Source organism: Mariniphaga sp. (genome assembly GCF_041687215.1).
Taxonomy (GTDB): Bacteria; Bacteroidota; Bacteroidia; order Bacteroidales; family Prolixibacteraceae; genus Mariniphaga.
Map to the genome: position 1 here is coordinate 1 of NZ_JAWLCI010000053.1, position 16,415 is coordinate 16,415.

General features: G+C 42.0%; 16 protein-coding genes. 13 read left to right on the forward strand and 3 right to left on the reverse strand.

Annotation, left to right across the window (positions count from 1 at the left end; genetic code table 11):
• The first annotated feature begins 246 nt into the window (after nt 1-246).
• From ACESMA_RS16155 to ACESMA_RS16190, 8 genes are all read left to right on the forward strand, one after another.
• The gene (locus tag ACESMA_RS16155) at nt 247-1,200 is read left to right on the forward strand and encodes a formylglycine-generating enzyme family protein (RefSeq protein ID WP_372949889.1); all 954 of its coding nucleotides are present in this window, start codon (nt 247-249) and stop codon (nt 1,198-1,200) included.
• Between the two features lie 76 nt (nt 1,201-1,276).
• Nucleotides 1,277-2,581 carry a Gfo/Idh/MocA family protein gene (locus ACESMA_RS16160; protein WP_372949890.1) on the forward strand — a complete coding sequence of 435 codons (1,305 nt, stop codon included), beginning with the start codon at nt 1,277-1,279 and terminating at the stop codon, nt 2,579-2,581.
• 166 nt (nt 2,582-2,747) lie between these two features.
• Complete coding sequence (locus ACESMA_RS16165; protein WP_372949891.1) at nt 2,748-3,830, forward strand: family 20 glycosylhydrolase; 1,083 nt, start codon at nt 2,748-2,750, stop codon at nt 3,828-3,830.
• 103 nt (nt 3,831-3,933) lie between these two features.
• Nucleotides 3,934-4,929, forward strand: a complete 996-nt coding sequence (locus tag ACESMA_RS16170; protein ID WP_372949892.1) for a glycoside hydrolase family 5 protein — start codon at nt 3,934-3,936, stop codon at nt 4,927-4,929.
• A 54-nt stretch (nt 4,930-4,983) separates the two neighbouring features.
• Complete coding sequence (locus tag ACESMA_RS16175) at nt 4,984-5,799, forward strand: ThuA domain-containing protein (RefSeq protein WP_372949893.1); 816 nt, start codon at nt 4,984-4,986, stop codon at nt 5,797-5,799.
• A 24-nt stretch (nt 5,800-5,823) separates the two neighbouring features.
• Entirely contained in the window at nt 5,824-6,606 is a 783-nt protein-coding gene (locus tag ACESMA_RS16180) for an NIPSNAP family protein (protein ID WP_372949894.1), read from the forward strand.
• A gap of 114 nt (nt 6,607-6,720) precedes the next feature.
• Nucleotides 6,721-7,500: an alpha/beta fold hydrolase gene (locus ACESMA_RS16185; RefSeq protein WP_372949895.1), complete on the forward strand. Its 780-nt coding sequence runs from the start codon at nt 6,721-6,723 to the stop codon at nt 7,498-7,500.
• Between the two features lie 7 nt (nt 7,501-7,507).
• Nucleotides 7,508-8,335, forward strand: a complete 828-nt coding sequence (locus tag ACESMA_RS16190) for a phosphatase PAP2 family protein (RefSeq protein ID WP_372949896.1) — start codon at nt 7,508-7,510, stop codon at nt 8,333-8,335.
• A 144-nt stretch (nt 8,336-8,479) separates the two neighbouring features.
• Here the strand turns inward: ACESMA_RS16190 and ACESMA_RS16195 are convergent, their stop codons facing one another.
• Complete coding sequence (locus tag ACESMA_RS16195) at nt 8,480-8,821, reverse strand: cupin domain-containing protein (RefSeq protein ID WP_372949897.1); 342 nt, start codon at nt 8,819-8,821, stop codon at nt 8,480-8,482.
• Nucleotides 8,822-8,928: 107 nt separating this feature from the next.
• On the opposite strand from ACESMA_RS16195, the gene ACESMA_RS16200 reads away from it, so the two are divergent.
• The 3 genes from ACESMA_RS16200 to ACESMA_RS16210 all read left to right on the forward strand — a co-directional run bounded on the left by ACESMA_RS16200 (nt 8,929) and on the right by ACESMA_RS16210 (nt 12,920).
• Nucleotides 8,929-9,906 (forward strand): hypothetical protein, encoded by a 978-nt coding sequence (locus ACESMA_RS16200; protein WP_372949898.1) that lies wholly within the window; start codon nt 8,929-8,931, stop codon nt 9,904-9,906.
• Nucleotides 9,907-10,143: 237 nt separating this feature from the next.
• Nucleotides 10,144-12,270, forward strand: coding sequence for a TonB-dependent receptor (locus ACESMA_RS16205; protein ID WP_372949899.1), 2,127 nt, complete (start codon nt 10,144-10,146; stop codon nt 12,268-12,270).
• Nucleotides 12,271-12,287: 17 nt separating this feature from the next.
• Nucleotides 12,288-12,920, forward strand: coding sequence for a hypothetical protein (locus tag ACESMA_RS16210; protein WP_372949900.1), 633 nt, complete (start codon nt 12,288-12,290; stop codon nt 12,918-12,920).
• 268 nt (nt 12,921-13,188) lie between these two features.
• Here the strand turns inward: ACESMA_RS16210 and rimO are convergent, their stop codons facing one another.
• Nucleotides 13,189-14,484, reverse strand: a complete 1,296-nt coding sequence (gene rimO / locus ACESMA_RS16215) for a 30S ribosomal protein S12 methylthiotransferase RimO (RefSeq protein WP_372949901.1) — start codon at nt 14,482-14,484, stop codon at nt 13,189-13,191.
• Nucleotides 14,485-14,669: 185 nt separating this feature from the next.
• Here rimO and ACESMA_RS16220 point away from each other — a divergent pair, with 185 nt between their 5' ends.
• On the forward strand, nt 14,670-15,206 hold the full coding sequence (locus tag ACESMA_RS16220; RefSeq protein WP_372949902.1) for a DUF2975 domain-containing protein: 537 nt from the start codon (nt 14,670-14,672) through the stop codon (nt 15,204-15,206).
• 2 nt (nt 15,207-15,208) lie between these two features.
• Entirely contained in the window at nt 15,209-15,421 is a 213-nt protein-coding gene (locus tag ACESMA_RS16225; RefSeq protein WP_372949903.1) for a helix-turn-helix domain-containing protein, read from the forward strand.
• A gap of 65 nt (nt 15,422-15,486) precedes the next feature.
• Here the strand turns inward: ACESMA_RS16225 and ACESMA_RS16230 are convergent, their stop codons facing one another.
• Nucleotides 15,487-16,365 (reverse strand): creatininase family protein, encoded by an 879-nt coding sequence (locus tag ACESMA_RS16230; RefSeq protein WP_372949904.1) that lies wholly within the window; start codon nt 16,363-16,365, stop codon nt 15,487-15,489.
• Nucleotides 16,366-16,415 lie beyond the last annotated feature (50 nt).

Genomic DNA, 16,415 nt, shown 5'->3' on the forward strand with positions numbered 1-16,415 from the left:
GAACAGTCGTAAAATCCAACAGGTGGAAAGGATTTTGGAATGAATTTTCTGAAAGGTATTATACAAAATTAACTGCGTAATATGAGAACTGCACCCCTAATTAATTTTGATAAAAGTAACAATTGGAAAATAAAATTTGTTTCCAAAAGGTAAAAATGATATTCGAATCATAAATTTTCACAAAAAATACTTTTCATTTTGATCAAAAAATAAAAACACCCATTTTTACATTTCTAATTTTTCAGCATGAACAAACTGGTTTTACTATCATTTTTATTGGTTTTCGCTTCCTGCACTGGCAGTAAATCACAAAAAGAGGGAGATGAAAAAAAAGAAGTAAAAGAAACTGAAACGCCTCCGTTTGAATCCGGTGAGGGGCTTTCCTCCAAAAAAGAACAGATTTCACAAAATACCGGCGAAATGGTCCGGTTTGAGGACGGCACTTTCTTTATGGGTTCCGAAACCGGGCTTCCCAACGAAAAACCGGTTCACGAAGTAAAAATCGAATCTTTTTATATGGATAAATCTCCGGTAACAGTAAAACAATTTCGGGCTTTTGTCGAGGCAACCGGATTTAAAACCGAAGCCGAAAAGTTTGGAGATTCAGGCATTTTTAACCTCGAAAAACAAACCTGGGAGCTTTTGCCGGGTGCCAACTGGAGCAAACCGTTCGGACCGTCAGGCCCCGATGCAGAAGATAATCACCCTGCAACCCATGTGAGTTGGAACGATGCCGCAGCTTATGTCGAATGGGCAGGCAAAAGGTTGCCCACCGAAGCCGAATGGGAATATGCCGCACGCAGCGGAAAAAATTCGGGTGAAAAATTCAGTTGGGGAAACGAGGTTTCGGTAAACGGGCAATTTTTCGGAAACACCTGGCAGGGAGAAATTAATGCGCCCGATACAAAGGATGGTTACCTGTTCACGTCGCCGGTTGGGGCTTTTGGAGAAAACGAGGCCGGATTAACCGATATGGGCGGAAACGTTTGGCAATGGTGCGCCGATACCTACAAACCATATCCGGGAAACACTGAACCGTATAGAAGTGATCCGAATGTAAAAGTCATTCGCGGAGGTTCATTCTTTTTCGACCAAAACGGAGAAAACAGTTTCTCGGTTAGCGGTCGCTCCATGAACTCGCACGAAACATCACTTTTTAATACCGGATTCAGGTGCGCAAAAAATCCTGATTCAGAATAATTTTTAAGTTTGTACATCAGAAAAATGAATACAATAAAAGTTAATATCTATTTTTAAATCAATTAAATCTTTTAGAATGAATAAAATGAACCGTAGAAATTTCATTGGAAAAGCAGCAGCCGGTGCTGCAGCAGTAACAATTATTCCACGCCATGTTATGGGTGGAAAAGGATTTGTTGCTGCAAACGACCGCATTAACCTGGGTTACATAGGTACCGGGAAACAAGTTCCCACGTTGTTAAATGGCATTGGAAAATGCAAGGAAACAGTTGTTGTTGCAGCTTGCGATGTTTTTAAAAGTAAGCTGGATACCTTTGTGCAGGCGGCCAACAAAAACAATTCAAACAAAAACCTGAATGTAAAAGTAGAGCCTTACCACTACTACCGTGAGTTACTGGAACGCAGCGATGTGGATGCCGTAGTTATTGTAACTCCCGACCACTGGCACGCCCAAATTGCGGTTGACGCCGCCAAAGCAGGGAAAGACATTTATTGTGAAAAACCTCTGGCACTTACCGTAGCCGAAGGTCGTGCCATGGTAAATGCCGCCCGCAAATACGACCGCGTTTTTCAAACCGGAAATATGCAGCGCTCATGGCGCGATTTCCGCCATGCAGTAGAACTGGTGCGGAACGGCTACATCGGTGAAATTACCGAAGTGAATGTAAGTGTTGGGGAACCGGTGAAACAATGCGATTTACCAACACAACCAGTGCCTGAAGGTTTGGACTGGAACGAATGGATAGGCCCTTCATTGTACCGCGGATATCATGAAGATTTGGCACCGCTAGATGTGGACGGTCCCTGGGCATGGTGGCGTGGTTACCGCGATTTCGGCGGCGGTTTGATTACCGACTGGGGCGCACACATGTTCGACATTTCACAATGGGCACTCGGAATGGATGAATCGGGCCCGGTGAGATTCCTGCCTCCTTCTGAACCTGCACAAACTCATGGCCTGACTATGGTTTATGAAAACGGAGTTCGTGTAAATCATAAATTGTGGGGTGGCAAAGACGATGGAAATGCCGTTCAGTTTATCGGAACTGAAGGAAAAATTGAAGTGAGCCGCGGATTTTTACGTACCTTCCCCAATGAAAAACTGGCAAAGGCTGATTTAAAATCTACTGACAAAAGGGTTTATTTCAGCGACAATCATTACCAGGACTGGGTTGATGCTATAAAGAAACGTACAAAACCAGTTTCAGATGTTGAAACCGGTCATCGGACAGCTTCTGTTTGTAATGTCACAAATATTGCCTATGAATTGCAACGGCCCCTGCTGTGGGATCCGAAAGCAGAAAAATTCACCGGCGATGAATGGGCAAATATGATGCTTACCCGGCCTTACCGTGGAAAATGGGATTATACGAATTATTAAAATTCTATAGATAAAAAAGAGGCTGCCATTAACTAACCGGCAGCCTCTTTTTTTAATTAATTATTCAAACTATGAAACGAGCATGTAAAATATTTACACCCAAGAGAATAATTAAAATACATGTGAGTTCCATACTATACCTTAGAAATCAAACAATTTTAATAGTATGAAATCAGTGTTGTTTTTATTCATCCTCTTATTTTTCGCCTCCTTTCAAATTATTGCCGAAACTCCTTATCCAGTGCGTGGACTGTGCATTGCTGCACCTCCGCCAAACCAGGTGGATGAATTTGCCGGTTTCATTGAAAATGAACTGGCGCCTTCCGGTCTTAACCTGCTTATTTTAAGAGTGGACTGGGGATACGAATACGAATCGCATCCCGAACTTCGCGGAAACAACCCATTAACGAAAAAAGATGTAAAAATGCTTGTTGAAGTTTGCCGCGCAAACAACATCCGAATTATTCCACAAATTAACCTGTTGGGGCATCAGTCGTGGCACAGCACACTCGGGAAATTGCTGGAAGTTTATCCGCAATTTGACGAAACCCCAAATATTAAACTTCCCGCTCCCGGCGAGTACGAATGGCCGAATTCTGATGGATTGTATTGCAAAAGTTATTGCCCGCTGCATCCCGAAGTGCACCATGTAGTTTTCGCTTTGGTTGATGAAATAGTGGAAGTTTTTGAAACCGATGCATTCCATGCCGGACTCGATGAAGTTTTTTACATTGGCCACGAAGATTGCCCGCGTTGCTACGGGCATGATAAAGCCGAACTTTTTGCCGGGGAAGTCACAAAAATCAGGGATCACCTGGCAAAATCAGGTGCGGAACTATGGATGTGGGGCGACCGCCTGATTGACGGAAAAACCACCGGAGTCGGGCTTTGGGAAGGCAGTTACAACAACACCCACCGCGCCATCGATTTGATTCCCAAAGATGTGGTAATTTGCGACTGGCATTACGAACGCCCCGACCCCACTGCCTTTTTATTTGCATCAAAAGGATTAAACGTTCTTACCTGCCCATGGCGAACCCCGGAAGTTGCCCTGGAACAGGAAAAAATGATGCGGCTGTTTATCGATTCAGCCACCAGAGAAATGAAACCCCGCTACCTGGGCATGCTGCAAACCGTTTGGGGTTCCACCAGAAATTTTATGGACAGCTACAATGGAACGGCTAATCCGGACAGAATAGACAACTCAGCCAATAGTTTTAAGGCATTGAGCAAGGTTTGGAATCAATAAAACTTTAGTTTGAATGATTACCGTTAAAGTTTGAAGCATTCGTTATATAAAATTGGGGACAGGTTGATTAACTTGCCCCCAATTTTATTTAAATCTGATACCAATGAAAACCATTTTTTATTTTTCTTTTCTGGCTGCGTTTATCTTCTTATCAACGGTAGGCAGCGGTAAAAACTTACCGAAAATCAGTGTTGAAGGAAAGAACTTTGTCTCCGAATCGGGCGAAGTAATCCGTTTTAAAGGAGTTAGTTTTTCCGACCCCGACAAATTGGAAAAAGATGGCCAGTGGAACCGCCGGTATTTCCAGGAAGCAAAAAACTGGAATTGCAACGCAGTAAGGTTTGCCGTTCATCCGCCGCGCATAAACGAACGGGGCTGGGATGCCTATTTCGAACTAATGGACAAAGGCATTGAATGGGCCACTGAATTGGGAATGTACGTCATCATCGACTGGCATTCCATTGGAAACCTCAACACCGAAAAATGGTTCCGTCCGATTTATAATACTTCTTGGGAAGAAACGGTAAAATTCTGGAAAACAGTAGCAGAGCGTTATAAAGGAAATTCTACAGTCGCTTTTTTTGAACTTTACAACGAACCAACTTCTCAGGGAGGCGAATTGGGTGAACTTTCCTGGGCTACCTGGAGACCAACCATGGAAAAACTGATTGATGAAATTAATAAAGTTGACGATCAGAAAGTTTATCTTGTGGCCGGCATGAACTGGGGTTATTTTTTGGATGAAGTGGTTGAAAACCCGGTAAACCGGAAAAATGTAGCTTATGTTACACATCCTTACCCGCAAAAACGAGAAAAACCCTGGGAGCCACAGTGGGAAAAAGACTGGGGTAATGTGGCAGACCATTATCCCATTATGGCTACAGAGTTCGGTTTTATGGGACCTGATGAACGGGGAGCGCATATTCCTTGTATTTCAGATGAATCGTATGGAGAAGCCATTATGAATTATTTCGATAAAAAAGGAATTTCATTTACACTCTGGTGCTTCGATCCAAACTGGCCGCCAACACTAATCACCGATTGGAATTTTACCCCGTCACGCCAGGGAAAGTTTTTCAAAAAAGTTATGGCAGAATAGTAAAAACAATTGTTATTTTTACCTTTCTGAATAAATTAAATAAACCGTATTAAGATGATAACAAATTCGTTTTCAGGAAAACTTGCACTGTTTTTAATTGTCACTCTTTTTGTATTGAACATGAAACCGGCCTTCGCCGTTGCCCCACCCGATGAACTGCCTTCGTTAAAAGGAAAAAAAATTCTTATGGTTTGGGGTGGCTGGGAAGGCCACGAACCTAAACAGGTTACATATAAACTAAAACCACTTCTTGAAAAAGAAGGAGCGATCATTACTGTTTCTGATTCGCTTGGGGTTTATACAAACAAGGAGTTGATGTCGTCAGTTGATTTGATTATTCAGGCATGGACGATGGGAAAAATTTCCAAAGAACAGGAAAAAGGATTGCTTGAAGCTGTTAAAAACGGAACTGGTTTAGCAGGAGTTCATGGCGGGTTGGGTGATTCTTTTCGCGAAAATACAGAATACCAATACATGGTTGGCGGCCAATGGGTAGCCCACCCCGGTGGTATTATTGATTACACCGTGGAAATTACAGATAAAAAGGATCCGATTACCAAAGGGATAAAGGATTTTAAAATGCATTCAGAACAATACTACATGCACGTGGATCCCAATGTAAAAGTACTGGCAACCACTACGTTTAATGCCGATCATAACGATTGGATAGACAGAGCTGTTATTCCTGTGGTTTGGAAAAAAACCTACGGAAAAGGGCGTGTTTTTTATCTGTCTGTTGGCCATGTTGCCAAAGATTTTGATGTGCCGGAAGCCATGGAAATTTTGGTGCGGGGTGTTAAATGGGCAAGTGGCAGTAAATATCTTCCCAAAGAAGAGTGGGTGAGTCCGGTTTATCCCGGTAAAAACTAAATAATCCAAAAAAATTACATGAATATGAAATCGCAAAAAAATTATTTGACGGGAACTTTATTAATTGTTCTTCTGGTTATTTTTTCGTTCCAGCTTTCTGCACGGGATTATTATCAACTAAAAATTTACAACCTGAAAGACAAAGCACAGGAAATGAGGGTTGAAAACTACCTGAAGAATGCGTACCTTCCTGCATTGCACCGCGCCGGCATAAAAAAAGTTGGCGTTTTTAAACCCGTTGGAAGCAGCGACGAAGCCGGAAAAAAAATCATTGTGTTTATTCCTATGAAAAAACTTGATGACCTGGAAAAAATTGAATCAAAACTGGCGAAAGACACACAATATCAGGCAGGTGGAGCGGAGTACATCAACGCTCTGCACGACAATCCTCCCTACCAGAGGATTGAATCAGTTCTGTTAAAAGCGTTTAGTGAAATGCCCGAATTTGGCATTCCAAAACATAAAACACCGCCTTCGGAAAGAATTTATGAACTGCGTAGTTATGAAGGCCCAACAGAACAATATTACCGCAAAAAGGTGGAAATGTTTAACGAAGGTGGTGAAATTGATTTGTTTGAAAGGCTCGATTTTCAGGCTGTTTTTTACGGCGAAGTTATTTCGGGAAACACCATGCCAAATTTAATGTATATGACCACTTTTTCTGATATGAAGTCGCACGACGAGCACTGGAATACATTCAGAACCCATCCGGAATGGGAAACCATGAAGGCACTGGAAAAATACAAAAACACTGTATCTCATTCGGTAATTCAATTGTTGCATCCAACAGAATATTCTGATATTTAAAACATTAATAAACAAAAACCGAAGAATTCATCCTGACAGTTGCATGTCAGGATGAATTTTTTTCAACAAATCAGGCAGTTGGCAGTTAATATATAATTGTATAAATTTAGCCCGATGTTGTATCACAAAATATTCAGTCATAAATCCTCAAAAACCTGGGTGGTTTTTGTACATGGTGCGGGAGGCAGCAATGTGGTTTGGTTCAGGCAACTGCGCGATTTTAAAAAGCATTTTAATGTGCTTTTGGTTGATTTGCGTGGCCACGGAAAATCAAAAGCACATTATTCCAAAGAAGAGATGTACCGTTTCGATGAGATTGCGCTTGACGTGGTTAAAACCATGGACCACCTGAAAATTGAAAAAGCTCATTTTGTTGGTATTTCGCTTGGATGTATCATCATCCGTTCAATAGACAAGCTTGCGCCGGGCAGGGCAGAATCCATTATTTTGGGAGGCGCTGTGGTGCAATTCAATAAAAGAATTAATGTTTTGGTAAACACCGCGAAACTGCTCAATTCCATTTTGCCTTACATGTGGCTTTACAGGTTAAATGCATGGATTTTAATTCCGTCTAAAAAACATGCAAAATCCCGGAAACTTTTTATAAATGAAGCCATACGGTTGGGCGATAAAGAGTTTAAAAAGTGGCTGCGGATGTCGGATGAAATCCGGGTCAACCTGAAAGAATTTCTTGTAAAAGAAGCTTCGGCACCGGTACTTTACCTTATGGGCGACCGCGATCACATGTTTTTGCCCATGGTTTCCGATTTGGTGAAAAAACATTTCAATTCGAAACTTGAGGTGATAAGAAACAGTGGCCATGTGTGTAACATCGATCAGCCTGATGCGTTTAACCAGCGCTCCATTCAGTTTATAAAAACTATTTCAGGATAAAGTGAAATTGCCGTTACTAAAAATTTCAATCGTCCTTCAATTCCTGATTTTTGGTATTTCCAATCCTCTTTTTTCAAAACCGCCTGTTAGCGAAAAAGTACCTGAGAAGAACCTTTTCTTAAATAATCCTCTTTTCTTCTCTAATTCAAATTATTATCGCTTCCATGAGGATTCCATCCATCGTCTGAATTTTCGTTATCCCGATAAAAAACGTGGGCTGAAACCATGGATTGCCCCTATCCTTTTGATGTCAACAGGAACGGCTTTGCATTTTTCGTCAGAAACAAAAAGCAATGTGCGCAATTTTGTGGAGGAAAACCTGTCGTACCACGGGAAGGTGGACGATTACCTGCAATATGCTCCGGGAGCGGCTGTTTATGCATTCAACGCTGCTGGAATTAAAGGAATAAACAATTTTGGAAACAGCACAGCCATCATGGTAAAAAGTTTTTTACTGAATGGATTAATCACCGACCGACTGAAATACTGGATTAACGAACCTCGACCCAACGGAGGAGTGCGTTCTTTCCCGTCGGGCCACACATCCAAAGCTTTTATGTTTGCCCATTTTATGCACAAGGAATTTGGTGAATTAAGCCCCTGGTACTCTGTTGGCGCCTATTCTGCTGCTGCAACAGTTGGGTACATGCGGGTAGCCAAAAGTGCGCACTGGATTTCGGATGTGTTGATGGGCGCCGGAATCGGGATTCTATCCACTGAACTGGTTTACCTCACCCACCAGTACAAATGGGACAACGAGCACCTGAAACGATTCGATATTTTTCCATTTCAGTTCCAAAACCAAAAAGGTGTAACACTCGTTTACAACTTTTAGTTGGAAGTTTGTTCCAGGTTCCAGATTGCAGGTTCCGGGTTTCTATCGGTCATCTGTCACTGGTCACCGATCATTTGTCCACTGACTTCGGGCTTCCCGCTTCGTGCTTCTATCTTCCGTCTTCCAACATCTGGCTTCCCGTTCCTACTTCTTCAAAAAATCCTCCCGCAACGGCGTAAAACTGTCAATCAACCGTACGTTTTTTGTGAGCAACTTCACCGTATGCTTTTTATTGGGCGGAACGGCGTACATATCGCCGGCTTTTATATGTTGGTCGGATTCGTCTTCGCAGTAAAAAATAATTTCGCCTTCTGCCACATACGAAGTTTGCTCATGCGGATGTGAGTGTGGCGGCTCGGGTTCGGCCCAGGGCCCGTTGGTAAAATCGATTAACACACACATTAAATTTTCGGTATGAATAATTTTTCGCTGAAGTCCTTCTTTTACTTTTTCGTAGGGAACTTCGTCAAATTTTAAAACGGCCATAATTTTCAATTTTAATTTGACCCGAAAATAAAAAGAATTAATCGAATAGCCTTAATTTACCGGGTTAACAAATGATTTATTACTTTCGCTTGTGAAAAACTATTGGAATGAAGAAACTGCTTTTTTTGATTTTCACGCTCATCCCGCTTTTGGGTTTTACACAGAATTTTGAATACCAGGTTTTGTTTGAGGGAATTGGCGATAACCGCGAATATTTCAGCGGAAAAGCTTTACCGCAAACCATTTTGGGAAGCAGAGGCGCTTTTGAAGTTGGAATAGAAATCGAAAATCACCGAATAAGAGGCGGTTTAAGTCATTTGCTTGAATTTGGCAGCGACATGGATTACCACAAACCCAGAATGACACTTTATTACAACTATTCCGATGAACAAAAGGACTTTCTGTTTGGCGCTTTTCCGAGACGCGGACGAATCGATTTTCCGTTGGTCATGATGACCGATACATTATTGTATTACCGCCCCAACATTGAAGGAATGTTTGGTGAGGTGCGCTGGGACTGGGGACATCAAAATGGATTTGTGGACTGGGTAAGCCGCCAGACCGACATCAAACGCGAAAATTTTACGGCAGGTTTTTCCGGCGAAATTTTTTATGAAAACCTGTTCCTGCAAAACTACCTGCTCATGTTTCACGATGCCGGCCCGGGAATCGATATCCCAGGAGATCATATAAAAGATTATCTCGGTTATGCGCTTCAGGCAGGAATCCGTACTTCCGAAAATTCACATTTAAACGGTTTAATTAAGGCAGGTGTTTTGGGTTCGTCTTTTCGCGAACGCAGTGTAACCGGCGGTTTTGTGAACGCAGCCAGCTTGTTTGCAGAAGCGCAGGGACGGTATAAAAATTTTGGTGTGAAATCGGTTTTGCACTCGGGAGATGGTCACCGGTTTAAAGACGGTGACCGGTTTTACAGGCAAAAAAACTACTGGCGCACCGATGCCATCTGGTATTTTATTAACCACGAAAAAGTAAAAGGCCGGTTCAACCTTTCATTTCACCTCATCGATTGGAACGATTTGGACCAATCGCAGCAACTTTCAATAATTTATGTTTTCGGGAAATAATTTTTTGAACCCCTGACCACCGGATTATGCAACCCTAAAACAACATTTTTTCATCACCCTCTCACAAAAACGAACTCAGGAAGGTCGAATTTTTATGGAATGGAAATTTCCGGTTCATGTTCGCATAGTTCCCGTTCATACATAAATTTTAACCACCTGTATTTTAAAATTTCACCCTGAAAAAAATCTCCCGGATATTTGGTTCATGAAAACAAAAAAAACAAAAAACTTGAAATCATGAAACCAGCATTTTTAATTCTGTTCCAGTTTTTATTCCTTTTTGCACAGGCACAAATAAAAATTTCGGGAACTGTAACAACCAAATCAGGAGAACCAGCTACCGGGGTCAATATTTTCATCCAGGGAACTTACGACGGTTCAACAACCGACTCACTTGGTATTTTCAGTTTCACTACCGAACCCGCAGGAGAACAAACGTTGATAGCCAGTTGCGTTGGATTTGAAACACAGGCTGTTCCATTAAAACTCTCTTCAAACATTTCCAACCTGAAAATCGTATTGGTGGAGGAAATCAATGAACTGAACGAGGTGACCATAAACGCGGGAACATTTGAGGCCAGCGACAAAAAGAAGTCGGTGATTTTAAAACCAATGGACATTGCACTTACAGCCGGTGCAAACGGAGATATTTTCGGTGCGTTTGGCACATTGCCCGGTTCGCATAAAGTAGGCGAAGAAGGCCGGCTGTTTGTGCGTGGCGGCGAAAGTTACGAAACCAAAACTTTTATGGACGGCATGCTGATTAATACCCCCTATTTCTCAAAAATGCCCGATTTGCCTTCGCGCGGGCGTTTTTCACCTATTCTGTTTAACGGTTCGGTATTCAGTACCGGTGGGTATTCTGCGGAATTCGGTCAGGCTTTGTCATCCATCGTTTCGCTGAATACCACTGCGCTTGAACCGGAATCCAAATCAAGCATTTCGCTTTTATCGGTCGGACTTCAGGGCTCCCATGCCAAACGGTGGGACAATGCGTCGCTGGCACTTAACGGCGAATTCCTGCACACCGGTATCAGCAACCGGATTATCAAACAAAATATTGAATGGGTGAAAGATCCGGTTATTGCTAGTTCAACATTGATGTTCCGGCAAAAAACGAGTGAAACCGGGATGCTTAAAACCTTCGGGAGTTTCAGTTACGATGCAAGCAGTTTGCTGCACAACAATTTTCAGCAATCGACCTTACAGGAAATCAACATGGACAACAAAAACGTTTACATAAATACCACCTGGAACGAAATGCTGAACGAAAACTGGCTGTTTCAAACGGGAGTGGCTATTAACACCGACTGGGAAAAAATTCGTCCGGATGCAGATGAATTGTTTACCACGAGAAAAAGCGAACAGGCGAAATTCACCTTAACCAATACTTCATTGAAAAACCTGACCACCAAAACAGGCGCAGAATATATGTTTTACGATTATAATCAAGACATTAAAACAGGTGAAGTTTTTCAGCTTGGATTTTCAAATAATCAGTATGCGGCATTTATTGAGTCGGAACTGAAAGCCACGCGTCACCTTGCCCTGAAGGCCGGAGTGCGAGCCGAACACCATTCACTCATCAATAAAACCAATGCTGTTCCGCGTTTGTCGGCAGCCGTAAAAACAGGGAAATACAGCCAACTTTCGGCTGCATACGGTGCATTTTTTCAAAACCCGGCAGACGATTACCTGAAATTTTCCTCCGAATTGTCGCCCGAAAAATCAACCCATTCGATTTTAACGTGGCAGTTCAGAAAAGATACCCGTACCTTACGAATTGAGGCGTATTACAAGGACTACTCAGAATTGGTAAAATTTAAGGAAGAGTTTTCGATGGAGCGGGGAAATTACTCCAACACCGGCAGCGGATATGCCAGGGGAATTGATGTGTTCTGGCGTAACCAGAAGGAATTTGGCAAAAGCGATTACTGGATTTCCTATTCGTGGGCCGATGCAAAACGGAATTACCGCGATTTTCCGGAGCAGGCAACCCCGCACTATGTTTCGGAACACAATTTTTCGGTGGTTTACAAACGGTTTATACTTCCACTGAACTCGTTTGTTTCGGGCACGTACTCGTTTGCCAGCGGAAGACCCTATTTCAATCCCAACAACCCGGAATTTATGGCAGACCGGACCAAAACATACAACGATTTAAGCATCGGACTTACCCGTATATTCTATCTGTTCAACACCCAGGCGGTTGCGCACCTTGTGGTTAATAATTTGCCGGGATTCAACAATGTATTTGGCTATACCTACAGTGCAACACCAGATGACAGAGGAATTTTCCAGGCACAACCCATTACTCCTGCACAAAAACGAATGGCTGTATTTTTAATTTCATTTCAGTTATAAACCAAAATTTCAACATCATGAAAACAACAATTACAATTCTTTTTACAGTTCTTTTCCTCCTGGCACAAGGTCAGGAAAGCCAGTACCAGAAAGCCATGCAAAAGGCATTAGATGAACTGAATAAATCTTCTGTGGCTGATGATTTCATTTCAGTGGCCAATTCGTTTGAACGAATCAGCCAAACCGAAACCGCAGAGTGGCTGCCCCTGTATTATGCGGCTTATGCTTATGTAGTTACCAGTTTCGAAATTGAAGATGTCAACCAAAAAGAACAGTACCTCGACAAAGCGCAGCAGTTTTTGGACAAGGCATTTGAGATTGCCCCGGAAGAATCGGAACTTTTTGCGCTGCAGGCCTTTTTGTATCCCGGAAAGATTATGGTTGACCCGATGACCAGAGGGCCGGAATACATGGGTAAAATTTATGAAGCGCTCGACAAAGCGATCCAATTGAATCCCGAAAATCCACGACCGTATTTTCTGCGTGCCATCACCACACTAAACATGCCTCCCGAATTTGGCGGCGGGCCTGCCGTGGCCAAACCCATTTTTGAAATAGCAAAAGAAAAATTTGAAAGTTTTCAGCCGTCAACTCCGATTTCGCCCAACTGGGGAAAGGAAATTAATGAAATGGAGTTGGAGAAGCTTTAACACAGAACCAGATTTCTCAGAATTTTCATATTAAAAGCCTCGTTTTCTGTTAATGGCAGCGCGAATGTATCTTCATTTTTGTTTCCCGCAGATTCCGCAGAGAAACGCTGATTTCTTATAGATTTCTGCGAAAATCTGCGCAATCAGCGGGAGATTTACTTTTACATATATATGCGGTTATTCAATCAATAATGTAAAACTCGCCAGGAATTATGACTTTTATATTACATCGAAACATCGCCCTAAAGGACGGTGCTGTGTTTTAGTTTCAAACCAATTCTCCGAACAAATCGTAATCTTCGGCGCCGGTTATTTTTACGCGGTAAAATTCACCTTTTTTCAATTCTGAAGTGGAAGAAATAAGCACCTCACCGTCCACTTCGGGGGAATCAAACTCTGTCCGTCCCACGTAATAATCATCTTCTTTCCGGTCGATTATCACCTGATAAATTTGTCCGATTTTTTGCCGGTTCAACTCAGCCGAAATTTGCTGCTGAATTTCCATTATTTCATCAGCGCGTGCCTGTTTCACGTCCTCCGGAACATTGTCCTTAAATTTTTTTGCAGCGTATGTATTTTCTTCGTGCGAATAGGTAAAAACGCCCAGCCGTTCAAATTTTGTGTCGATAATAAATTGTTTCAACTCTTCAAAATCAGCTTCCGTTTCACCGGGAAACCCCACCAGCATCGTGGTGCGCAAAATAACGCCGGGCACTTCTTCTTTGATTCTTTTGATGAGTGCTTCAGTTTCTTCGCGGGTAACATGGCGCAACATATTTTTCAGCACCGGATTGGCGATGTGCTGCAGTGGCATATCGAGGTATTTGCACACTTTCGGATTTTCGCGCATCACCGGCAAAATCTCGTACGGAAATTTTGTGGGATACAAATAATGCAACCGAATCCACTCGATTCCTTCGATTTCCGAAATCTGGTCAATCAAATCGGGCAACCGGTTTTTTCCGTAAATATCAATACCGTAATACGATAATTCCTGGGCTATAAGCAAGATTTCTTTTACTCCTTTTTTAGCCAGGTACCGGGCTTCTTTCACCAGACTCTCAATAGTGCGGGATTTATGCCGGCCGGTCATCATAGGAATAGCACAAAACGCGCAGGAGCGGTTGCAGCCTTCGGCAATTTTCAGATAAGCGTAGTGCGAAGGTGTGGTTATTTTCCGCTCATAAATGTATTCCGGATAATAGTTCACCTGGAGTTCATCCACCATGGCTTTCAAATCGAATTTGCCAAAATAGCGGTCCACTTCCGGAATTTCTTTTTCCAAATCTTTTTGATAACGTTCGGAGAGGCAACCCATTACGTACAGCTTTCCAATATCGCCCCGTTTTTTGGCATCCACATAATCCAGAATCATATCAATGGATTCCTGTTTGGCGTCGTGGATAAAACCGCAGGTATTTACAAAAACCGCATCGAAACCGGTTTCGCTGGAATCGTGCACCACTTCAAAATCCCCTCTTTGCAACTGATTCAGCAAAACCTCCGAATCCACCAGGTTTTTCGAACATCCCATTGTCACCACATTCACGCGCTTCTTTCCCATTTCTTTCTAATTTTCCGGCAAAGTAAGGATAAATTTGTCTGAAATAGAAATCACTGAATAATAAAGCAATAGCTTAAAAAAAATTGGTTCGGAAAAATAATTATTGAAAAGCATACTATTTTTATTGTTTTTCAATAAATTTTTATTGATATTTGCAACAAATCAATTTTTAAAATATCATAAATATGGAATTCAAAGCTCAAACAAGAACAGAACAAGTTTTGATTGTATTGAAAATAATTGCATGGATAGCATTTTTCGGATTTGCTGTGAAGGCTGGCGCTAATATTATTTCATACGTTGTGAGTTATTTTCATCCGGAAGGAGCCCAAAACTTATACATGGGGTCCGACCTGCTTGAATTGAGAATTCACAACTTTTTTAAATACAGTGTTCTGGTAGCAGCCTGGGTGGCTCTTTTAATATTGAAAGCCAATGTTTGGTACAGGGTTGCCAGAATAATTTCATTGTTTAAAATAGAAAGTCTTTTTACCCTGGAATTAACGCACAAACTGGAAAAAATCAGTTACCTGCTTTTCAGTATTTCAGTTTTGGGATATGTGGGAAGCACATACGCCGGATGGGTGGGCGAAATGGCAGAACGATTTCAAAATGACTGGAATGCAAGCGAGTTTCTATTTATGGCCGGGCTCATGTTTGTTGTTTCTCAGATTTTCAGGCGGGGTGTGGAAATTCAATCAGAAAACGAATTAACAGTTTAATCATGGCCATTGTAGTGAACCTTGATGTAATGATGGCAAAGCGAAAAATGTCGCTGAACGAACTTTCCGAAAAAGTGAATATCACGCTGGCCAATCTTTCCATTTTGAAAACAGGAAAAGCCAAAGCCATCCGTTTCAGTACGCTCGAAGCAATTTGCAAAGTTTTGGATTGTCAACCGGGCGATATTCTGGAATATGTGGAAGAAGAAAAATGAAATCATTCTTTTTGAATAGAAAATTTCCTTTTAAAAACGTTCAAAAATATCTTTTTCAGAAAAAACTATTGCTTCGTTTTGAGCGGATTTTCTGATTCTTCAAAAAATTGTTTCTGCAATTCAGGAACCACTTCATCGGATTTTACCTGCCGAATCATTTTTACCAACTGGTCAACCGTTTCATTTATCAACAGTTCGCCGGCTTCGGCATTGGCTTTGGCGCCATCGCCGCCATAATGATTCGGGAAACTGGCGTACCACCAGATTCCGGTATAAACAAAATCGAGATGTTTCATTCGTTCCTGGTCAACACCCGATTGCTGTCCTGAACGTTCAGAATGAGTAAAATCAGGTTGTGCAGCGGTCATCATAGAAGTTTCGCTGTTTCCGGCATGTGAATCAAATCGATCGGGTTGAGTAAGTGATTCAGCTTTTTCCCGTATTTCGCGGCTCCGATCAGGCCTGAACCAGTAAAGCGTGTAATCGCGCGGTTCCGACAACTGCGCCATTCCGAAATAATTTAGAAAGGCATTGTTTCCGCCATGTCCGTTTACCAGAATTATTTTCTCGAATCCGTTGCGGTTCAGTTCATCAAGTGTTTCCTGCAACACTTTCCATATCAGTTCCGGGCTGTAGGAAATAGTGCCGGGTTGGTGACGGGCTTCGTTAATTTGGCTGAAATAGTACCAGGGAAAAACTACAGTGTATTCCTGTTCTGCCGCCCGCAAGGCATATTCGCGTGCCAGGTACAAATCGGTTCCCAAAGGCAATTGGGCGCCATGTTTTTCCATAACTCCTATGGGAATTATACACGTCTTGGCACTTTTTTCTACTGCACTAATAAATTCAGGAGCAGTGAGTTCCTCCATCCGGTAAGACAATTCTTGTGAAAAAATATTCAACGTAAAAAACAGGAAAAAAATTATTGCAAGGCTTTTCTTCATCTCTATTGGTTTTTAAATTTAAAATGGCTTTAAAAATACATAAAAATATT